Raw genomic sequence first — 20221 nt, 5'->3', positions numbered from 1 at the left:
TGCCCACCCCGAGCAGCGCGCCCGCAGCCCCCGCCCTCGACCCGGCCGCGCTGCGCGCGGAGGCCGAGGAGGTCCTGCGCCGCCTCGTGGGCGACCCGGGCGCCCGGCTGCGCGAGGACCAGTGGACGGCGATCGAGGCGCTGGTGGCGCACCGGCGGCGGGCGCTGGTCGTCCAGCGCACCGGCTGGGGCAAGTCGGCGGTGTACTTCGTGGCCACGGCCCTGCTGCGCGCCCGCGGCGCCGGGCCGACGGTCATCGTCTCCCCGCTGCTGGCGCTGATGCGCAACCAGATCGCCGCGGCCGAGCGCGCGGGGGTGCGCGCGGTGACGGTGAACTCCACCAACGCCGAGGAGTGGGGGCAGGTCTTCGACGAGGTCCGCGCGGGCGCCGTCGACGTGCTGCTGGTCTCCCCGGAGCGGCTGAACAACCCCGGCTTCCGCGACGAGGTGCTGCCGCCGCTGGCGGCGACGACGGGGCTGCTGGTGGTGGACGAGGCGCACTGCGTCTCCGACTGGGGGCACGACTTCCGCCCCGACTACCGCCGCATCCGCACGCTGCTGGCCGACCTGCCCGACGGCATCCCGGTGCTGGCGACGACGGCGACGGCGAACGCGCGGGTGACCGCCGACGTCGCCGAGCAGCTGTCGGTCACCGGCACCCGCACGCTGGAGGACGTCCTGGTGCTGCGGGGGTCGCTGGACCGCAGCTCGCTGCGGCTGGGCGTGGTGCGCCTGCCCTCGCACGCGCACCGGCTGGCGTGGCTGGTGCAGCACCTGCCGCAGCTGCCGGGCTCGGGGATCGTCTACGTGCTGACGGTGTCGGCGGCCGCCGACGTGGCCGCGCACCTGCGCTCGCACGGCGTCGAGGCGGTGCCGTACACCGGGCAGACCGACCCGGGCGAGCGCCTGCAGGCCGAGGACGACCTCGTCAACGACCGGATCAAGGTGCTGGTCGCCACGAGCGCGCTGGGGATGGGCTTCGACAAGCCCGACCTGGGCTTCGTCGTGCACCTGGGCGCCCCCTCCTCCCCCATCGCCTACTACCAGCAGGTCGGGCGCGCCGGGCGCGGCATCGACGACGCGCAGGTGGTCCTGCTGCCGGGTGCGGAGGACCGCGACATCTGGCGCTACTTCGCCTCCCTGGGCTTCCCCGAGGAGCAGGACGTGCGGCGCGCGCTGGGCGCGCTCGCCGAGGTCGGTGAGCCGCTGTCGACCCCGGCGCTGGAGGCGCGGGTGGCGCTGCGGCGCAACCGGCTGGAGACGATGCTCAAGGTCCTCGACGTCGACGGCGCGGTGCGCCGGGTGCGCGGCGGGTGGCTGTCCACCGGGCGGGAGTGGGCCTACGACGGCGAGCGCTACGCGCGGGTCGCCCAGGCCCGCGAGGTCGAGCAGCAGGCGATGCTCGACTACGTCGCCACGACGGGCTGCCGGCTGGAGTTCCTGCGCCGCGCCCTCGACGACCCGGAGGCCGCGCCGTGCGGGCGCTGCGACGGCTGCGGCGGCTTCGACGTGCCCCGTGACGTCGACGAGTCCGCCGTCAGCGCCGCCGGGGCCGACCTGGACCGCCCCGGCGTGCCGCTGGAGCCGAAGAAGGTGTGGCCGGCCGGCGTGAAGGCGCTGGGGGTCCCGGTCTCCGGGCGCATCGCCCCCGCCGAGCAGCCCGGCACCGGCCGCGCCGTGGCCCGCACCACCGACCTGGGCTGGGGCAACGCCGTCCGGGAGCTGTTCGCCCCCGGCGCGGTGGACGGCGAGACGCCGGTGCCGCTGCGGCACGCGGCCGCCGCGGTCCTCGACGACTGGGCGCGCGAGCTGGGCCTGGACGGCGTGGTGGCGATGTGCTCGGCCTCGCGGCCGCGGCTGGTCGCCCACCTCGCCGAGGGCCTGGCCCGCTACACCGACCTGCCGGTCCTGGCGACCTTCCGCCTGCTGGAGGACGGCCCCACCCGCAGCGACGTGAACTCCGCGCACCGCCTGGCCCAGGTGGCCCGCCGCTTCGAGCTGCCCGAGGACGCGCCCGTGGCGGGCCGGCGGGTCCTGCTGGTCGACGACCGCACCCGCAGCGGGTGGACGCTCACCGTCGCGGCGCGCCAGCTGCGGCGGGCGGGCGCGGACGCGGTGCACCCGTTCGTGCTGGGCGACGGGGACTGACGGGACCGAGGGCGCCGGCGGGACCGAGGGGCTCAGGACGGCTCCGGGCGGTGAGGGCGCGCGTGGTCTCGGCGCGGCCGCTGCCCGGTCCCCGGCACCGCCACCGCGTCGTCCGGCGGGGCTTCAGCCGCCGCGGCCGAACGCCGATGGGAACAGCGCCGTCGCACCGGGACCCGTGTGCCGCGGCAGCGCCGAGACCACGCGCGCCCCTGCCTCGCGACCGCACCGCGGAGGATCACCCATGCTCAACCGCCGCACCGCCCGGGCAGCGCGCACCCCCGCGCCCCCGCCCCAGCCGCAACCGCGCGACGTCGAGGCCCTCGAGGCCGTGCTGGCGGCGCTGGACGGGCAGCGGGGCGGTGAGCTGGAGGCCCACCGGACGGTCGTGTCGACCCTGGCGTCGGCGCTGGGCCTGACCTACGGGGCGGTGTGGCTGCCCGTGGGCGGGGGCGCCTTCGCGCTGCGCGGCGAGACGGGCCCGCTGAGCGCCGCGCTGGGCGCGACGGGGATCACGACGATCACCCTGGACGCGCAGCAGGTCCGGTGGGCCACGGCCCAGACGATGGCCGTGCTGGACGAGGAGTCCACCGCCGTCGTCCCCACCCACGCCCGCTGGCGCGCGGCGGCCGCCGCGGGGGCCGCGCAGGGGGCGCTCCTGCCGGTCGTCGTCGGCGGGCGCCTCGTCGCGCTGCACGAGTACTACGGCTCGACACCGCTGCCGTTCTTCGGCGCCCGCGAGGAGAAGTGGAAGGCGATCGGCCGGGTGCTGGCGCACGTGGTCGAGGACGCCGTGACGGCCGCGCGGCTGGAGGAGGTCCTCGACGACCGCGCCTCGGTCACGGAGGTCATCACGGCGACGGGCGCCGCCCCCGACGCCGCCGCGGCCCTGCGGGCGGCGCTGGAGACGGTGCGCCGCAGGTTCGGCTGGGCCTACGGCTCGTACTGGGCGCTCGACGAGGCCGACCGCACGCTGAAGTTCCAGCTGGAGTCCGGCTCGGCCGGCCAGGAGTTCCGCGACGTGACGCTGAGCGCGAGCTTCGCCGAGGGCGTCGGGCTGTCCGGGCGCGCCTGGCGGGCCCGCGACCTGGTCTTCGTCCCCGACCTCGCCGAGGTCACCGACTGCGTGCGGGCCCCCGCGGCCCAGCGCGCCGGCGTGCGCTCCGGCGTGTGCTTCCCGCTGCTGGTGGAGGGCGAGGTCGTCGGGACGATGGACTTCTTCACCACCGAGACCATCGAGCTGTCCTCCTCGCGCGCGGCCGCGCTGCGCAACGTGGCTCAGCTGGTCTCCCAGCGCCTGGCGACGCTGCGGCGGATCGAGCAGGACGCGGCCTCGGCCCGCGAGCTGCTGGAGACGGTGTCCCGGCTGCGGGAGGCCGCCCTGGACTCCGGGCGCGTCGCCGACGACGCCCGCCGGCAGGCGGCGGCCATGACCGGCGAGGTGCAGGCGCTGGAGGAGGTCACGGCCTCGATCAGCGACGTCATCGGGGTCATCACGACGATCGCCGGCCAGACCAACCTGCTCGCCCTCAACGCCACCATCGAGGCGGCCCGGGCCGGTGAGGCGGGCAAGGGCTTCGCCGTGGTGGCGGGCGAGGTCAAGGAGCTGGCCCGCGAGACGGCGGAGGCGACCCAGCGGGTGGGCCGGCAGATCGCCGACATCCAGGACAGCAGCCGCTCGGTCGCGGCGGGGATCGAGGAGACCGGGCGCACCATCGGCGAGCTGGACGCCGTGCAGGCGAGCATCGCCGCCGTCCTGGGCGAGCAGGAGGAGATGGCGGCCGGCTTCCGGCACGGCTGAGGCGGTCGCGGCGGCCGGTGCGCCCGGCCTGCCGCGCCCCGGGACACGCGCCGGGCCCGTCTTGTGCAACGTTGTACGGGCGGGCATGCTCGGGTCGGCACCCGCTCGGGTGCGCTCGACGACGAGCAGGAGGAACCCCCGTGCCCCGAACCGCGCGACGCACCGCCCGACGCCGCAGCGCGTCCCTCGCCGCCGCCCTCGCCGCCCTGTGCCTGACGAGCGCGGGCGCCGTGGCCCAGGCCGCACCGGGTGGACCGGGTGGGCCGCCGCCCAGCGGCAAGCTGCCGATGAGCGGTGACGTCGGCGACTTCGTGCCCGGCGAGGTCGACGACCCGGTGCACGACCCGACGCTGTTCAGCGACCGCGGGACGTACTACGTCTTCTCCACCGGCCGCGCGGACGCCGAGGACCCGGGCGGGATCTTCGTGCGCCGCTCGGTGGGCAGCCTCGCCGGGCCGTGGGAGTCGGTCGGGGCCATCGCGCTGCCCGAGTGGACGCGGGCCTACGGCGTGGCCCACCTGTGGGCACCGCACGTCGTCGAGCGCGGCGGCACCTTCCACCTGTACTACGCCGCCTCCTCGTTCGGCACCAACGAGTCCGCGATCGGCCTGGCGACGACGCGGACCCCCGGCGACCTGGAGAGCTGGGTCGACCACGGGCCGGTGCTGCGCTCGGATGCCGACGACGACTTCAACGCCATCGACCCGCAGGTGTTCTCCGACGGCGGCACCTGGTACATCGCGTTCGGCTCGTTCTGGACGGGGGTGAAGGTGCAGCGGCTGGTGGACATGGTGCGTCCCGTCGGCCCGGTCACGGACCTGGCCAGCAACCCCGTCGACCTGCCGAACGCCGTCGAGAACCCGCAGGTCTTCAAGCACGGCGGCCACTGGTACCTCACCGTCTCCCGGGACTTCTGCTGCCGCGGGGTGGACAGCACCTACGAGACCTACGTCGGCCGCTCCACCAGCCCCACCGGCCCCTTCGTCGACCGCGAGGGGCGGCTGCTCACCGAGGGCGGCGGGGACCTGCTGCTGGGCCGGCGCGGCGACCAGGTCGGCACGGGCGCCCTCGACGTGCTCAACGACCGCGGCCGCACCTACGCGGTGCACCACTACTACGACGCCAGCACCGGCGGCACGATCCGCATGCAGATCCGCGAGGTGGAGTGGCGCGGCGGCTGGCCGTCCTTCAGCTACGGCCCCGGTGACGGCCGCCCGCCGGCCTGAGCCGCGCCCCGTGCACCGGGCGGCACGTCGATCCATCCCCCGATGTACCGTCGGGGGGTGATCGCGACGTCCGCGCAGGTGCTCGCCCGCTTCGGCCACGCTCTGTCCGACCCCACGCGCTCGCGGCTGCTGCTGGCGCTGCGCGAGGCGCCGGGCTACCCGGCGGAGCTGGCCGACCTGCTCGGCGTCTCGCGCCAGTCGCTGTCCAACCACCTGGCCCGCCTGCGCGGGCACGGGCTCGTCGTCGCCGTGCCCGAGGGCCGGCGGGTGCGCTACGAGATCACCGACGCGCGCCTGAGCCACGCCCTCGGCGACCTGCTCGGCGTGGTCCTCGCCGTCGGCGACGAGCACGCCGAGGGGACCTGCGCCCGCCCCCCGGCCGCGCACGAGGCCCTCTCGTGACCCGCGGCGGGAGCCACGGCCACGGCCACGGCCACGGCCACGGGCACGGGCACGGGCACGGCGGTCCCGGCCAGGACCGCCGCCGGCTGGCGGGCGCCCTCGCCGTCACCGCCGTCGTGCTCGTCGCCGAGGCCGTCGGGGCGTGGCTGTCCGGCAGCCTCGCGCTGCTGGCCGACGCCGGGCACGTGCTCACCGACGTCGCGGGCCTGGTCATCGCCCTGATCGCCGCGAGCCTGGCCGCCCGGCCGGCGTCCGCGCGGCGGACCTGGGGCTACCGGCGCGCCGAGGTGCTCGCCGCGACCCTGCAGGCCGCGGCGCTGCTCGCCGTCGGGGTCTTCGTCCTCGTCGAGGGCGTGCGGCGGCTGCTCGACCCGCCCGAGGTGGCCTCCGGCGCGATGGTCGTCTTCGGCGTCGTCGGCCTGGTCGGCAACGTCGTCGCCCTGCTGCTGCTGCTGCGCGGCGACGGCGGGCGCAGCATCAACGTGCGCGCCGCCGTGCTGGAGGTCGTCAACGACGGCCTCGGCTCGGTGGCGGTCATCGTGGCCGCGGTGGTCATCGCGCTCACCGGCTGGACGCGCGCGGACGCCGTCGTCTCGCTGCTCATCGGGGTGCTCATCGTGCCGCGCACGCTCGGGCTGCTGCGCGAGACGACCTCGGTGCTGCTGGAGGAGACCCCGCCCGGGCTGGACCTGGAGGACGTGCGCCGGCACCTGCTGGAGCTGCCGCACGTGCAGGCCGTGCACGACCTGCACGCCAGCCGCATCACCTCCGGCCTGCCCGTGCTCTCCGCGCACGTCGTCCTCGACGACTCCTGCTTCAGCGACGGGCACGCCCCGGAGATCCTCGACCAGCTGCAGGCCTGCGTCGCCGAGCACTTCCCCGTGGCCGTCGAGCACGCCACGTTCCAGCTGGAGCCCCAGGGGCACGGCGGCCACGAGGTCGCCACCCACGACTGAGGCGGGCCCCCCGCCGCCGCGACGCCCCGGGGACCCGGGGGACCCGGCACGCCCGATCGGGCGAACGAGCGCGGGCCCCCGCGTGCCGATGCGCACAGGGACCGGGTCGTCCGGGCACCCAGGGGGCGAGGAGAACCATGTCGAAGCGCGTGCTCGGCGTGCTCGGCGTGCTCGCGGTCCTCACCGGCCTCGTGCCGCTGCTGCCCGCCGGCGGCGGCACCGCGGCCGGTGACGTCGCCGCCCTGCTCGTGCACGCGGGCGCCCTGCTCGTGGCCTGCCTCGGCGTGCGCGCGCACCGGCCCGTCGTCCCGCTGGTGTGGGTGCTCGTGCTCGTCCTGGTCACCACCGGGCTCGCCGGCGCGGTCGTCACGACCGCCTCCCGCGGCGGCGTCGACGCCACGCGCTGGACGGTCCTCGTCGTCCAGCTCGTCGCCCTCGCCGTCGTGCCCTTCCTCGTGCGCACCCTGGCCCGCTCCGCCGGCGCGGCGCGCACCACCTGGCCGGACCTCTTCCTCACCACCTGCGGCGGCGCGCTCGTCGTCGTGCAGGTCCTCGGCATGCTGCGCGCCACCGGCGTCGGCGCGGACGCCGCCGTCCTCACCGGCACCGCGGCCGACGTCGTCCTGGCCGTCGTGCTGCTGCGGCTGCTGTCCACGCGCACCGGGATGGCCCCCGCGACGGCGCTGGTGCTGCTGGCCGCCGGGACGCTGCTGGCCGTCGCCGCGCTCGTCACCGCCCGCGGGGAGCTGCTCGTGCTGCAGGCCTCGCCGCTGCGGACCCTCGGCTGCGCCGTCTCCGTGCTGCTGGCCGCCGCGGCCGCCCACCCGAGCATGCGCCACCTCGGCACGCCCGCCGCGGGCGGCGGCCTGCGCCGCGACGGCCACCGGCTGCTGGCCGTGGTCCCCGTCTTCTGCGCCGTGCCCGTGCTGTGGGTGCTGGGCGCCTTCGGCGTCCTGCCCGACGTGGCCGTCGAGGTCGTGGCCCCCAGCGGCTACGTGCTGGCCTGCGCGGGCGTCACGCTCGCGGCGCTGGCGGTCAACCGCGCCGAGCGCACCGCGGACCGCGACCCCCTCACCGACCTCGTCAACCGCCGCGGGCTGCCCCGGGCGGCGGAGCAGCTGCGGCGGCGGGTGCCCGGGCAGGACGTGCACCTGTGCCTGGTCGACCTCGACGACTTCAAGCAGATCAACGACACCCGCGGGCACGCCGTGGGCGACGCGCTGCTCGTGGAGGTCGCCGGGCGGCTGCGGCGGGCGGTCGGCCCGCGCGGCGTGGTCTCCCGCACCGGCGGCGACGAGTTCATCGTCGTCGCCTGGACGCCCCCCGAGGACGAGGAGGGCCCCGGCGACGTGCTGCTGACCGCCCTCGACGCGCCCTTCGCCTTCGACGGCCTGCCGCACCAGGTCAGCGCCAGCATCGGCATCGCCCCGCTGCGCGCGGGCGCGACCCTCGCCGAGGCGCTCGTGGACGCCGACATCGCCATGTACGCGGCCAAGCAGGCCGGCAAGGGCCGCGCCCAGGTGTACCGCCCGCAGCTGCGCGAGCGCGTCCTCGGTGCGCTCGTCGTGCAGCAGGAGCTGCGCCGGCTGCTGCTGCAGGACGGCGACCCGCTCGAGGTGGGCGAGCTCGTCGTCGTCCACCAGCCGATCGTCGACCTCGCCCCCGGCCCCGCCCAGGGCGTCGTCGTGGGCGTGGAGGCGCTCGTGCGCTGGCACCACCCCCGCGCGGGCGTGCTGGTGCCCGACGAGTTCCTCCAGCACGCCGAGGCCGCCGGCCTCGGCGCGCGCCTGGACGAGCACGTCGCGGCCCGCGCGATGGCCGACCTCGCGCGCTGGGACGCCCTGGGCCTGCCGCCGCTGCACCTGGCGCTCAACCTCGGCGTCGGCAGCCTGCGCCGGCGGGGCGCGGCCCGCTGGATCTCCTCGCTGGCCGCCCGGCACGGCATCGCCCCCGACCGGGTGCACCTGGAGGTCACCGAGCACGAGGAGCTGCCCGACGACCCCTCCATCGCGGCGTCGCTGCGCGAGGTCGTGGCGGCCGGCTTCCACGTCGACCTCGACGACTTCGGCATCGGCTACACCTCGCTGTCCTACATGCGCCGCTTCCCCATCTCGACGGTGAAGCTGGACCGGTCGCTGACGACCCTGGTCACCGGGGGCGACACCTCGCTGCTGGAGGGCATCGCGGCGCTGTGCCGCGCGCTGGACATGCAGATCCTGGCCGAGGGGGTGGAGGAGGCCGCGCAGCTCGCGCCGCTGCAGGCGCTGGGCATCTCCCGCGCCCAGGGCCACCTGTTCGGCGCCGCGATGGACGCCGGGGACGTCCCGGGCTTCGTGCGCCGGCGCGCCGCGCAGCCGGCCCGGGACGAGCCGGAGGGCGAGGGCGCCCTCGTCTGAGCCGCCCGCGCGTGGTCCCCGCCGCCCCTCCTGTCGGTGATCTTCCACGGTGCACCGTGGAAGATCACCGCTGGGCGGGCGCGGCGGCAGGGGTGCTCTTCCGCTCGATCCGTCGATCGGGCAGGGTGTCGCCGACGGGATCCGTGGCTGGGGAGGCTGTTCGTGGACGAGCTGCAGTACATCGACGGGGCGCGGCGGGCCGGCCGGGGCGCCGAGCTGAGCGTCCTGGACCCGGCCACGGGCAAGGTCGTCGCCGCCGGGGCGGGCGCCACGGCGCAGGACGTCGCCGACGCCGTCGCGAGCGCGCGGCGCGCCTTCCGCGGCTGGTCGCGCACCACCCCCGCCGCGCGCTCGGAGGTCCTCACCCGGGCCGCCGCCCTGCTGGCCGGGCGGGCCGAGGAGCTCGCGGCCGCCGAGAGCGCGCAGACGGGCAAGTCGCTGCGGATGGCGCGCGAGTTCGACGTGCCCGGCAGCATCGACAACGTCGCCTTCTTCGCCGGCGCCGCGCGCGTGCTGGAGGGCAAGGCCGCCGCCGAGTACGACGGCGAGCACACCTCCTTCGTGCGGCGCGAGGCGCTCGGGGTCGTCGGCTCGATCGCGCCGTGGAACTACCCGCTGCAGATGGCGGTCTGGAAGGTGCTGCCGGCGGTCGCCGCCGGCAACGCGATCGTCCTCAAGCCCGCCGAGGACACCCCCCTCACCACCCTGCTGCTCGCCGAGGTCCTCACCGCGGCCGGGCTGCCCGACGGGGTGTTCAACGTCGTCACCGGGACCGGTCCGGAGGCCGGCGAGGCGCTCGTGGGCGACCCGCGCGTGGTCATGACCTCCTTCACCGGCTCCACCGCCGTGGGCCGGCGGGTCATGGAGGTCGCCGCGCGCACCGGCAAGCGGGTGCACCTGGAGCTGGGCGGCAAGGCGCCGTTCGTCGTCTTCGACGACGCCGACGTCGAGGCCGCCGCCCAGGGCGCCGTCGCCGCCTCGCTCATCAACTCCGGGCAGGACTGCACGGCCGCGACCCGCGCCTACGTGCAGCGCCCGCTGTTCGAGGCGTTCGTGGCCCGCACCGCCGAGCTCATGGCCGGCGTCCGGGTCGGGCTGCCGACGGACCCGGCCACCGACCTGGGCCCGCTGATCTCGCTGCGCCAGCGCGAGAGGGTCGCGGGCATGGTGGAGCGGGCCGTCGCCGCGGGCGCGCGGGTCGTCACCGGCGGGTTCGCCCCGACCAGCGCCGCCGACGGCACGGACCTGTCCGCGGGCGCGTTCTACGCCCCCACCCTGCTCGTGGACGCCGCGCAGGACTCCGAGGTCGTGCAGGAGGAGGTCTTCGGCCCCGTCCTGGTCGCGCTGCCGTTCGACACCGACGACGAGGGGCTGGAGCTGGCCAACGACACCCCCTACGGGCTGGCCGCCTCGGCGTGGACGCGCGACGTGTTCCGCTCGATGCGCGCCAGCGCCGAGATCCAGGCCGGGTGCGTGTGGATCAACGACCACGTCCCGATCGTCAGCGAGATGCCGCACGGCGGGGTCAAGGCGTCCGGCTTCGGCAAGGACATGTCCTCGTACTCGCTGGAGGAGTACACCGCCGTCAAGCACGTGATGCTCGAGCGCACCGGGACGGCCCGCAAGGAGTGGCACCGCACGGTCTTCTCCTGACGCCCTGACCGGCCGGCGGCGGGCGGGGCGTGAGGCGCGGTGGAGTGAGCGATCCCACACCCCGTGGTGGCGGTCCGCCTCCTACGAGGCGTAAGACTTGGAGCTCGCAGCAGCACCCCCGAGCCCTGGAGGACCCCGTGCCCGCCGCCGCCCGCTGGTTCCGCGTCATCGCCCTCGTCGAGGCCGTCTCGTGGACGGCGCTGCTCGTCGCGATGTTCCTCAAGTGGGTGCTGCAGGTCGAGACCCCGCACGAGGGCGGGGTGCCCGTCGTGGGGCCGGTCCACGGCGTCGGCTTCGTGGTCTACCTGCTGTCCACGGTGTGGGCGGCGCGGGTGCTGCGCTGGCGCTGGTGGGTGGCGCTGGTCGGCCTGGCCGCGGGCTTCCCGCCCTTCGGCACCGTCGTCTTCGAGCGCTGGGTGCAGCGCCGCGGCTGGCTGACCCCGCCGGCGGCGCGCGCCTCGCGCACGACCGCCGCCGCCGCGCAGGGCTGAACCCCGCGCAGCGGGCCCGGCGGGCCCGGGGATCCCGGCGAGCGCGGCGGCGGTCGCCGCGCGGGCCTCAGAGGTAGCGCGTCGGGTCGAAGTCGGCCAGCGGGATGATCCGCACCCGCGGCAGCACGACGTTGAACGCGCGCACGTCGTCCTCGAGGTCGAACACCTTCAGGCCCCGCTCGCGCAGCCCCGCGTACTGGGAGTTCACGAACTCCCGGAAGCCGACGAGGCCCACGAGGCGGTCGCCGGTGAGCAGCCGGTCGATCTGCGGCAGGAAGTCGACGTCGTGGCTGCCGAGCAGCACGTCGCCGTCGCGGTCGACGAGGGCGTCCAGGGTGCGCTGGATGCCGATGTCGACGACCTTCTCCCCCGGCCCGCCCGCCAGCGGGATGGGCTGGTAGCCCAGGGCCAGCAGCGCCTGCACGAAGGACATCGGCAGGTGCCCGGAGGAGGCGTTGAGGAAGAACAGGCCCTTGGCGGGCTGCTCGAACGTCGTGCGCGCGAAGTCGAGCAGGCGCTCCCAGCGGGGGCGCTGCTCGGGCGCGGGGCGCCCGTCGAGGATCGACACGCCCAGCGTGGCGTCGAGGTTCTCCCCGTCCACCACCACGTACGTCGTGCGCCCTGCACCCTGTCCGACCGTCGCGCTCGCCACACCGCGAGGCTAGGGCATCGGCCTCCCGCGGGGTCGCCGCGGGAGGCCGGTGCCGCTCAGGCCTCCTGGACGCTGACCGGGGTGTCCAGCACGCGCTCGTGGCCCACGACGCGGCGCTCGCCGACGAGCTCGAGCTCCAGCGCCTCGCCGCCGGCCGCGGAGGTGCCCACGAACAGCTGCACCGCACCGGGGTCCACGACGCGCTGCAGGTCGCGGTCGGTGAAGGAGAACCGGTCGGCGTGCAGGGTGAAGGTCACCCGCCGGGCCTGCCCGGCGGCCAGCGGCACCCGGGCGAAGCCGACGAGCTCGCGCACCGGGCGGGTGACGCGGGCGGCGACGTCGTGGGCGTAGACCTGCACGACCTCCGCGCCGTCGCGCTCGCCGGTGTTGGTCACCGTCACCGACACGCTCGTGGCGCCGTCGACGGGCAGCCGCCCGTCGGCGAGCTGCACGTCGCCGAGGGCGAAGGAGGTGTACGACAGCCCGTGCCCGAAGGGGAACAGCGGCGTGGGGTCGAGGTTGGAGATGCCCCGGCTGTTCGTGCCCAGCAGCGGCTGCAGGTACGTGCTCGGCTGCCCGCCGGGGGTCGCGGGGACCTGCACGGGCAGCTTGCCGGTGGGGACGACCCGCCCGGAGAGCACGCCCGCCAGCGCGGCGCCGCCCTCCTCGCCGGGCATGAACGCCTGCACCGCGGCCGCGGCCCCGCCGTGCGCGGCGCCCGCGCCCACGAGGTCGCCCAGCGCGTACGGGCGGCCGGAGACGACCACGAGCACCACCGGCGTGCCGGTGGCCAGCAGCGCCTCGACGAGGTCCTGCTGCACCCCCGGCAGCCGCAGCGTCTCCGCGTCGCAGCCCTCGCCGGAGGTCCCGGCGCCGAACATGCCGGCCCGGTCGCCGACGACGGCCACGACGACGTCCGCCCCGCGGGCGGCCTCCACCGCGGCGGCGAAGCCCCCGGTGCCGCCCTCGCGCACGTCGCAGCCGGCCTCGTGGACGACCTCGGCGCCCGCGAACTCCGCGCGCACCGCCTCCAGCAGCGTCGGCACCTGCACGCCCAGCCCGAGGCCGGGGTAGCGCGGCAGCACGTGGTTGGGGAAGGCGTAGCAGCCCATGAAGGTGTTCGCGTCGTCCGCGCACGGGCCGACGACGGCGATGCGCCGGACCGCGTCCGCCGGCAGCGGCAGCGTCCCGGAGCCGTTGGCCAGCAGCACGACGGACTCCTCCGCGATGCGGCGGGCGATGTCCCGGTTGGCCGCGGCGTCCAGGTCGCGGCCGGCGCCGGCGGCCACCGACCCCTCCGGCGTCCAGTCGGCGTCCAGCAGCCCCAGCTCCGCCTTCTGCGCCAGCAGCCGGCGCAGCGCGCGGTCCACGTACGCCTCGTCCACCCGGCCCGCGCGCACGGCCGCCACCAGGCGCTCGCCGTAGCAGAGGGTGTCGGGCAGCTCGACGTCGATGCCGGCCACGAGCGCCTGGACCCCGGCGTCCGTCTCGTCGACGGCGCTGAGGTGCATCGTCTTCAGGAACGCGATGGCCGAGTAGTCGGAGACGACCGTGCCGGTGAACCCCCACTGCTCGCGCAGCAGCTCGGTGAGCAGCCAGTCGTCGGAGGCGGCCGGGACCCCGTCCACGTCGGAGTAGGAGTTCATCACCGAGCGCGCCCCGCCCAGGCGCAGCGCCGCCTCGAAGCTGGGCAGGACGACGTCGGCCAGCTCGCGGCGGCCCATCGACACCGGCCCGTGGTTGCGCGCCGCCCGCGAGGCGGAGTAGCCCGCGAAGTGCTTGAGCGTGGCCACGACGCCCGCGGACTCCAGCCCGCGCACGTAGGCGGCGCCGAGCATCGAGACCAGGTGCGGGTCCTCGCCCATCGTCTCCTCGACGCGGCCCCAGCGGTAGTCGCGCACGACGTCCAGCACCGGCGACAGGCCCTGGTGCACGCCGACCGCGGCCATGTCCGCGCCGATCGCGGCGGCCATCTCCTGCACCAGCTGCGGGTCGAACGTGGCCGCCCACGCCAGCGCGGCCGGGTAGACGGTGGCCTGGAAGGCGGTGAACCCGGTCAGGCACTCCTCGTGCACGATCGCGGGGATGCGCAGCCGGGTGCGCTCGACGATGGAGCGCTGCAGCCGCACGACCTCCGCGCGCCCCTCCTCCACCGTCACCGGGCGCGAGCCGTAGACGCGGGTCAGGTGCCCCAGGCCGTGCTCGGAGGCCTTCTCGAACTCCAGCGCGCCGGCGGCGAAGACGTCCTGCAGCGGGGCGACGTTGCCGGCGCCCTCGCCCTCGCCCTCCGCCGGCTCGTCGTGGGAGTTGCCGACCCACCGGCTGCCGAGCTGGGCGACCTTCTCCTCCAGCGTCATCTCGGCCAGCAGGGCCTCGACGCGCTCGGCGACGGGCAGGGCTGCGTCCTGCCAGGCCCCCTGCGGGGTCGTTTCGGTGGGCACGGTTCCTCCTGGTGCGTCACGGGCGGTGCGGTCGCGGGTGCGGCGGTCAGCGTACGACGGGGGGGTCGCCTCCCCCCGGCTGTGGCACGCTGTCGCCGTGAGCGAACAGTCGCCGGGCAGCGCGGCGCCGCGCCGGGGCAGGCCGCCCGCCTCCTCGCGGGCGGAGATCGAGGCCGTCGCGGTGGAACTGTTCCTGCGCAAGGGGTTCGAGCAGACGACCCTGGCCGAGATCACCGCGGCCGCGGGGGTCAGCAAGACGAGCTTCTTCCGCTACTTCCCCTCCAAGGCGTCGATCTTCTGGTTCCGCTTCGACGAGTACAGCGTGGGGTTCCAGGCGCTGCTGGACGCCGCCGCCGGGCGCGAGGGGCCCACGACCGAGCTCGTGCGCGAGTGCGTCCTCGGCGCGCTGCAGCGCGTCGTGGACGCGCAGGGGCGCTGGATGCAGCGCTTCCAGGTCCTGGACAGCTCCCCGGAGCTGCGCTCGGGGGAGTCCGAGCAGTGGGCGCTGTGGCGGGCCTCGGTCGCCGAGTTCGTCGCCCGGCGCCACGACATGGCCCCCGCGGCCGTCGTCCCCCAGGCCGTCGCGGGAGCCGTGCACGCGGCCTACCTGGCGGTCCTGCGCAGCTGGCTGGCCGTCGAGCACCCCACCGAGGCGCTGCTGCCCGACCTGGACCGCGAGCTGGCGCCGCTGTGCCGGGTGCTGCAGGCCTGGCTGGAGGAGGAGGCGCGGTGAGCGCCGCCGCGCCCGCACCCGCCGACCCCGCAGCACCCGCCGACCCCGCAGCACCCTCCGCACCCTCCGCACCGGCGCCCGGCGCGCCCGTGCGGCTGCCCACCCTCGCGGAGCTGGCGGCCGCCGGCCGGCGCGGGGACCCGCTGGCCGACGCCGTCGCCGAGCGGGTGGGCGCCGACCCGTCGGTGCGCGCGGAGCTCACCGCCGCCCTCGGCGGCACCCCGGCCCGCACGCCCGCCGTGCGCGCGCTCGTGGAGGAGATGGAGCGCACCGCGCTGGCCGTCCCCGACGTCGTGCAGGAGGTGTCCTCGCGCATCGCCTACACGGCGCCGTTCGCCGCGCACGTCTTCGACATCGGCGCCGGCTCGCTGCTGCGCTCCTACGCCCCGCCCGCACCGGCCGCCGTCCTCGTCTCCACCGGCCGGCTCGTGGAGGGGGCCTCGGAGCGGCTGCTGTCCACCGGCCGCTGGCTCAACGCGGCCTCCGTCCCCGGCTGGCTGCGCCCGGGCCGGCCGGGGTTCGTGGAGACCGGTCGCGTGCGGGTGGTGCACGCGCTGGTGCGCCGGCACGCCCCCCGCGTCGACGGCCACCTGCCCGTCAGCCAGCTCGACCAGGTGCGCACCTGGCTCGACTTCGCCCTCGTGGCCCCGGTGTGCGCGGAGGCCGTCGGCCTGCCGCTGACGCAGGAGGAGCAGCGCGAGCTGTTCCGCCACTGGCACCACCTGGGCGCCCTGCTCGGCGTCGAGCGCCCGCTGCTGGCCGCCGCCGTCGACCGGGCCGGCGCCCGCGAGCTGGACCGGCGGGTCGCCGCGCTCACCGGCCCGCCGAGCCGGGACTCGCGCACCCTGACCGCCGCGGGCCTGCAGGCGCTCGCGGACGGCCTCGTGGACGTCAGCGGCCTGCCCGCCGGCCTCGCGCTGCCCGTCGTGCGCGCCGTGGCCCGGGCCATGCACGAGCCGCGCACCGCCGACGCCCTGGGCATCGGGCGCACCCCGGTGCTCGACGCGCTCGTGCCGCTCGTCGCCGTGCTCGTGCGGGCCCGGCGCGCGCGGCTGCGGCGCCGGCCGGCGGCCTGGCACGCGATGGTGGAGGCGAACGTGGAGGCCGCCCGCCGCTTCGTGGAGGACGGCGCGCTGCCCGCCCCGCCGCTGGCCGGGGTGCGGCGGGCGCTGCGGCTGACGGCCGCCTGAGCTCCCGACCCCGGGAGCCGGGGAGCCCGCAGGCCCGGTCAGCGCGGGCCGGGGCGGCGCAGGCCGAGGGCGCTCAGCTCCAGGTCGGCCAGCGCCCGCACGGCGCCGGGGCGCTGCTCGCGCCAGGCGCGCACCGGGTCCGGCACCGCGGCGCCCAGCTCCTGCGCCGAGCGCGACTGCAGCGCCCGCAGGGCCAGCAGGTCGTCGCCGTCGGGCGTGGCCGCCAGGCGCCGGGCCTGCGCGGCGCGGCGCCACCAGCGCAGCCGCGGCACCAGGCGCAGCACCGTCACCAGCACGATCGGCACCAGCGCCGTCGTCAGGCCCAGCACGCTCGCGAGGTGGGCGAGCGCCTGGACCTGGTCGCCGCCCGCGGCCGACAGCGAGCGGGCACCGTCGGCGGCGCGCTCCAGCGGGCCGGCGAGGTCGTCGCCGATCAGGGGCGCGTCCGCGACGCCGTCCGCGGCACCGCCGAGCTGGGCGGCGAGGTCGTCGGCGCCGCCCGCGAAGCGGCGGGCCGGGGCGGCCAGGCCGTCCACGGCGGCCCGCACCGCCCGGCCGGCCAGGACCGCCGCCACGACGGCGAGGAGCCAGCAGGCGTCGGCGACCAGCTGCCGCGCGCGGACGGCGGGGGTGTCGGCGTACACGCGCCCAGCATCGGCCACCCGGTGTCCGGGCGCCCTGGCAGGATCGCGGGCGTGGACGAGGTGCGGGTGAGCTGCGCGTTCCGCGCCGAGCTGTGGCGCTGGCAGGCGCGCTCGGACACGTGGGTCTTCGTGCGGCTGCCGCAGGAGGAGTCCGCGCTGGTGCGCGAGGTCCCGCGGCCGCCCCGGGGCTTCGGCGCGGTGCCGGTCGCGGTGGCCTGCGGCAGCTCGCGCTGGCGCACCTCGGTGTTCCCCGAGAGCGCCGACGGCGCCTACGTGCTGCCGGTGAAGGCGGCGGTGCGCCGGCGCGAGGGGATCGACGTCGGCGACGAGGCCGCCTTCACCCTGGACGTCCTGGGCTGAGCGCCGCCGGGTCCGCTGCTGGGTCCGCTGCACGGCCGGCCGGGTCCAGGAGCGCCAGCGCGAGGCGGGCCGCGCCGACCAGCTCCGCGCGGGAGGCCCCCAGCTCCGCGCGGGTCGCCAGCCCGTGCCAGAGCGTCTGCACGAGCTCGGCGAGCACGGCCGGGTCCGTGCTCGCCGGCAGCTCCCCGTCGAGGACGGCCCGCTCGACGCGGGCGCGCAGCCGCGCCTCGTCGGAGCGCTGCAGCGCGGCGACGTGGGCGCGGACGTCGAGGGTGGTGGAGGCGTCCGCCATGACGGCGCTGCTCGTCAGGCACCCCGGGTGCCCCTCCTCGACGCGGCAGAACTCCTCGACGGAGTCCACGAGCACCCGCTCGAGCACCCGCGCGATCGACGGCTCGGCGACGGCCGCCTCGTGGATCGCGCTGTAGCGCCGGGCGTAGGTGCGGACCGCCTCGTCGAAGAGCCGGGCCTTGCTGCCGAAGGCGGCGTAGAGGCTGGAGCTGGAGATCCCGAGGGCCTCGGTGAGCATCCGCGTCGAGGTGCCGGAGAAGCCGTGCCGCCAGAACAGCAGCGCGGCCGCGCGCAGGGCGTCGTCGCGGTCGAAGGCCCGGGGGCGCCCGGCGGGCCTGCCGGCGGGCCTGCCGGCAGGTGCGGCGGCGGGCGGAGTCGTCACGTTGACGATTCTAGAGCGCCCGCTGCACAATCCCCGTTGTGGAGCAGATGATCCAGAAGAGGGTGGCGGTCGCCGGCAGCTGGGTGACCGTCGACGTGCACGGCGACCCGGACGGGCCGGCCCTCGTCGTCGTGCCCGGCGCCCTGTCCGACGCCGCGGCCTGGGCGCCGGTGGCGCGGCACCTGCGGGGCTGGCCGACGGTCGCCGTCGTCAACCGGCGCGGCCGCTCCCCCTCCGGCCCCCTGGGCGCCGGGTACGGGCTCGGCACCGAGGTCCGGGACGCCGCGGCGGTCCTGCGCACCGTCGGCGACGTCCGCGCGCTGCTCGGCTGGAGCTACGGCGGCCTGGTCGCGCTGCACCTGGCGAACGCGGTGGCGGTGCCGCACGTGATCGCCTACGAGCCGGTCGTGGCGCCGTTCGGGGCCGCGGCCCTGCCGCAGCTGCGGCGGGCGCAGGAGGCCGGCGACCTCGACGCCACCGTCACCGCGGCCCTCGGCCGGATCGCCGGCGCGCCCCCGCAGGCGATCGCTGCGCTGCGGGCCGACGCGGCGACCTGGGACGAGCTGCGGCGGCTGGCCGTCCCGCTGCACGCGGAGACGCTGGCGATCGACGAGGCGCCGCGGCCTGCGGAGCTGGCCGTGCGCGCGGGGCGGGTCGACCTCGTCGTCGGGGCCCGCAGTCGGGGCCGCGCCCCGTACGGCACGACCTTCGACGACGTCGCGCGCCTCGTGCCCGCGGCGGGCGTGCACGAGCTCGACGGCCAGGGCCACCTGGCGCACCTGGAGGCGCCCGAGCAGCTGGCCGCCCTCGTCGACCGGCTGCGCCTGCGCGCCGCCTGACCCGCGCCCCGGCCGGGACGGGTCAGCGCGGACCGGCGTCGGCGGGGGCGTCGGCGGGGGCGTCGGCGGACAGCTCGGCCGCGGGGCCGGACGGGTCGGCGCCCGCGGTGGTGCGCGCGTAGGAGGCGGCCAGGGCGCGGTACTGCGGGCTGGCCAGGGCCACCAGCGTCGCGAGCAGCCCGAGGAGACCCGTGAGCACGAAGACCAGGGCGATGGCCCGGGTCTGCCCGGTGCCGAACCAGCCGCCGATCGCCGCCGCCCCCGCCCCGTCGGTCATGAACGGGACGACGAGGAACTGCGTGATGGGGCCGACGAGGAAGGCCGTGAGCGGGGCGGCGGACTGCTCGACGCTCTGCGCGAAGCCGAAGACGCGGCCCTGGCGCTCGTAGGGGACCACGCTCTGCAGCACGGTCTGCTCGGCGGCCTCCGCGAACGGCATGAGCAGCATGAACACCACCATGGCGACCGTCAGCGTCACGATCGAGGACACCAGCGGGAAGAGCATCGTCGCGGTCCACGCCAGGGCGTTGACGAGCAGCAGCAGCAGCACCGGCCGCCCGCCGAGCCCGAGGCGGGCGACGAGGAGCCCGCCGACGATCATCACGGCGCTCAGCCCGCCCCACAGCAGCCCCCACACCTGCACCGGCACCAGGGAGAGGCCGTAGGCGTCCATGAGCGCCATGAACCCGCCGGCGATGAGGTTGTTGAAGCAGCTGAAGGCGATGAGCGGCACCAGGCCCGGCACGCCCCGCACCAGGCGCCAGGTGCCCCGCAGGTCCACGCCGCCCGCCGCCGCGCCCTCGCCCGCCGCCGCGCCCCCACCGGCCGCCGCGCCGGTGGTCCCGTCGGCGGGGGCGGGGCGCCTCTCCGGCACGCGCACGCGCGCCAGGTGCAGCACGGAGGCCACGAGCACGACGAGCGCGAGCAGCAGGACGTGCAGCATGCCGCCGGAGGCCACGAGGACCCCGCTGATGACGGAGGTGACGAGCATCGAGGTGCCGGTCACCGTCCCGACGAGGCCGTTGGCGCGGTCGCGCAGGTGCGCGGGCACCAGCAGGGTCACCAGCGTGGGCAGCGCGATGCCGCGCGGGTTGCCGGCCACGACGCCGGCCATGCAGAGCACGACGAAGACCCACAGCCGCCAGGAGGCCACGTCGGAGAAGGCGCCGTCGGGGGTCAGCAGGAGCACCGCGAGGCACACGGCGTAGACGCCCGCCGAGACCAGCGCCGAGGCCTGCATCACCGAGCGCTTGGGGTGGTCGTCGACGAGGCTGCCGAACCAGATGCCCGTCGCCGCGGTGGCCACGACGAAGAGGCCGGCGACCATGCCGGTGGCGAACACCGAGCGGGTCTCCAGGAAGATCCAGAACGTCACCGCGAACCAGACGGTGTAGTTGACGACGCTGACGACGGCGTTGCTGACGAGCAGGTGGGCGAAGACCCGCTGCGGGCCCGAGCGCAGGTCCAGTCGGGGCGGGGCGACCTCGGGTGCGGGCACAGCGGGCTCCTGCCGTCGGGACGAGGGGTTCTCGTCGTGCTGATCCGGCGTCGGCGCGGAAGTCATCGGCGCACGGACAGGCTCCCGGAGCGGCGGTGCGGGTGTCGACCCGTTTCCCGCGG

At 76.9% G+C, this 20221-nt stretch carries 17 protein-coding genes; 12 read left to right on the top strand and 5 right to left on the bottom strand.

Features of this window, described 5'->3' with window-relative positions:
- The first annotated feature begins 50 nt into the window (after positions 1 to 50).
- The 8 genes from GTQ99_RS01875 to GTQ99_RS01840 all read left to right on the top strand — a co-directional run bounded on the left by GTQ99_RS01875 (position 51) and on the right by GTQ99_RS01840 (position 11069).
- Positions 51 to 2147 carry a RecQ family ATP-dependent DNA helicase gene (locus GTQ99_RS01875; protein ID WP_166614048.1) on the top strand — a complete coding sequence of 699 codons (2097 nt, stop codon included), beginning with the start codon at positions 51 to 53 and terminating at the stop codon, positions 2145 to 2147.
- 241 nt (positions 2148 to 2388) lie between these two features.
- The gene (locus GTQ99_RS25805; RefSeq protein ID WP_166614038.1) at positions 2389 to 3945 is read left to right on the top strand and encodes a methyl-accepting chemotaxis protein; all 1557 of its coding nucleotides are present in this window, start codon (positions 2389 to 2391) and stop codon (positions 3943 to 3945) included.
- Positions 3946 to 4085: 140 nt separating this feature from the next.
- The gene (locus GTQ99_RS01865; RefSeq protein ID WP_166614037.1) at positions 4086 to 5171 is read left to right on the top strand and encodes a family 43 glycosylhydrolase; all 1086 of its coding nucleotides are present in this window, start codon (positions 4086 to 4088) and stop codon (positions 5169 to 5171) included.
- A gap of 42 nt (positions 5172 to 5213) precedes the next feature.
- Positions 5214 to 5573, top strand: a complete 360-nt coding sequence (locus tag GTQ99_RS01860; protein WP_166614036.1) for an ArsR/SmtB family transcription factor — start codon at positions 5214 to 5216, stop codon at positions 5571 to 5573.
- Entirely contained in the window at positions 5570 to 6529 is a 960-nt protein-coding gene (locus GTQ99_RS01855) for a cation diffusion facilitator family transporter (RefSeq protein ID WP_166614035.1), read from the top strand. The genes GTQ99_RS01860 and GTQ99_RS01855 overlap by 4 nt, the downstream gene beginning before the upstream one ends.
- 137 nt (positions 6530 to 6666) lie before the next feature.
- Positions 6667 to 8925 carry a putative bifunctional diguanylate cyclase/phosphodiesterase gene (locus GTQ99_RS01850; protein WP_166614034.1) on the top strand — a complete coding sequence of 753 codons (2259 nt, stop codon included), beginning with the start codon at positions 6667 to 6669 and terminating at the stop codon, positions 8923 to 8925.
- A gap of 147 nt (positions 8926 to 9072) precedes the next feature.
- Entirely contained in the window at positions 9073 to 10578 is a 1506-nt protein-coding gene (locus tag GTQ99_RS01845; protein WP_166614047.1) for an aminobutyraldehyde dehydrogenase, read from the top strand.
- A gap of 137 nt (positions 10579 to 10715) precedes the next feature.
- Complete coding sequence (locus GTQ99_RS01840) at positions 10716 to 11069, top strand: DUF3817 domain-containing protein (protein ID WP_166614033.1); 354 nt, start codon at positions 10716 to 10718, stop codon at positions 11067 to 11069.
- 67 nt (positions 11070 to 11136) lie between these two features.
- Here GTQ99_RS01840 and GTQ99_RS01835 read toward each other — a convergent pair whose 3' ends face one another.
- Both GTQ99_RS01835 and GTQ99_RS01830 read right to left on the bottom strand, forming a co-directional pair.
- Positions 11137 to 11721 (bottom strand): NYN domain-containing protein, encoded by a 585-nt coding sequence (locus tag GTQ99_RS01835; protein WP_166614032.1) that lies wholly within the window; start codon positions 11719 to 11721, stop codon positions 11137 to 11139.
- Between the two features lie 56 nt (positions 11722 to 11777).
- On the bottom strand, positions 11778 to 14162 hold the full coding sequence (locus GTQ99_RS01830; RefSeq protein ID WP_205706611.1) for a glycoside hydrolase family 3 N-terminal domain-containing protein: 2385 nt from the start codon (positions 14160 to 14162) through the stop codon (positions 11778 to 11780).
- 97 nt (positions 14163 to 14259) lie between these two features.
- Here GTQ99_RS01830 and GTQ99_RS01825 point away from each other — a divergent pair, with 97 nt between their 5' ends.
- Positions 14260 to 14895 carry an acyl-CoA-like ligand-binding transcription factor gene (locus tag GTQ99_RS01825; protein ID WP_166614031.1) on the top strand — a complete coding sequence of 212 codons (636 nt, stop codon included), beginning with the start codon at positions 14260 to 14262 and terminating at the stop codon, positions 14893 to 14895.
- The gene (locus GTQ99_RS01820; protein ID WP_166614030.1) at positions 14892 to 16085 is read left to right on the top strand and encodes an oxygenase MpaB family protein; all 1194 of its coding nucleotides are present in this window, start codon (positions 14892 to 14894) and stop codon (positions 16083 to 16085) included. The genes GTQ99_RS01825 and GTQ99_RS01820 overlap by 4 nt, the downstream gene beginning before the upstream one ends.
- Before the next feature lie 38 nt (positions 16086 to 16123).
- Here GTQ99_RS01820 and GTQ99_RS01815 read toward each other — a convergent pair whose 3' ends face one another.
- Entirely contained in the window at positions 16124 to 16729 is a 606-nt protein-coding gene (locus tag GTQ99_RS01815; protein ID WP_166614029.1) for a hypothetical protein, read from the bottom strand.
- 51 nt (positions 16730 to 16780) lie between these two features.
- Here GTQ99_RS01815 and GTQ99_RS01810 point away from each other — a divergent pair, with 51 nt between their 5' ends.
- A complete protein-coding gene (locus GTQ99_RS01810) occupies positions 16781 to 17089 on the top strand; it encodes a DUF1905 domain-containing protein (RefSeq protein ID WP_205706610.1) in 309 nt (102 codons plus the stop codon).
- Here GTQ99_RS01810 and GTQ99_RS01805 read toward each other — a convergent pair.
- On the bottom strand, positions 17067 to 17762 hold the full coding sequence (locus tag GTQ99_RS01805; RefSeq protein WP_166614028.1) for a TetR family transcriptional regulator: 696 nt from the start codon (positions 17760 to 17762) through the stop codon (positions 17067 to 17069). The two genes, GTQ99_RS01810 and GTQ99_RS01805, sit on opposite strands and share 23 nt — an antisense overlap.
- Positions 17763 to 17809: 47 nt before the next feature.
- On the opposite strand from GTQ99_RS01805, the gene GTQ99_RS01800 reads away from it, so the two are divergent.
- On the top strand, positions 17810 to 18601 hold the full coding sequence (locus tag GTQ99_RS01800) for an alpha/beta fold hydrolase (protein WP_240896582.1): 792 nt from the start codon (positions 17810 to 17812) through the stop codon (positions 18599 to 18601).
- Between the two features lie 22 nt (positions 18602 to 18623).
- On the opposite strand, the gene GTQ99_RS01795 is transcribed toward GTQ99_RS01800, so the two are convergent.
- Positions 18624 to 20099: an MFS transporter gene (locus GTQ99_RS01795; protein WP_338074654.1), complete on the bottom strand. Its 1476-nt coding sequence runs from the start codon at positions 20097 to 20099 to the stop codon at positions 18624 to 18626.
- Positions 20100 to 20221 lie beyond the last annotated feature (122 nt).

Origin of the sequence: Kineococcus vitellinus, from assembly GCF_009906315.1 — a bacterium.
Lineage (GTDB): Bacteria > Actinomycetota > Actinomycetes > Actinomycetales > Kineococcaceae > Kineococcus > Kineococcus vitellinus.
Note: the sequence above shows the minus strand (reverse complement) of the source record. Positions and strands in the feature narration are given on the sequence as shown.

What these genes read in the sequence shown, in the direction of transcription:
- GTQ99_RS25805 (WP_166614038.1), top strand. Translation starts at nt 2,389, where the DNA reads ATGCTCAACCGCCGCACCGCCCGGGCAGCGCGCACCCCCGCGCCCCCG.
- GTQ99_RS01860 (WP_166614036.1), top strand. Translation starts at nt 5,214, where the DNA reads ATGTACCGTCGGGGGGTGATCGCGACGTCCGCGCAGGTGCTCGCCCGC.
- GTQ99_RS01850 (WP_166614034.1), top strand. Translation starts at nt 6,667, where the DNA reads ATGTCGAAGCGCGTGCTCGGCGTGCTCGGCGTGCTCGCGGTCCTCACC.
- GTQ99_RS01800 (WP_240896582.1), top strand. Translation starts at nt 17,810, where the DNA reads ATGATCCAGAAGAGGGTGGCGGTCGCCGGCAGCTGGGTGACCGTCGAC.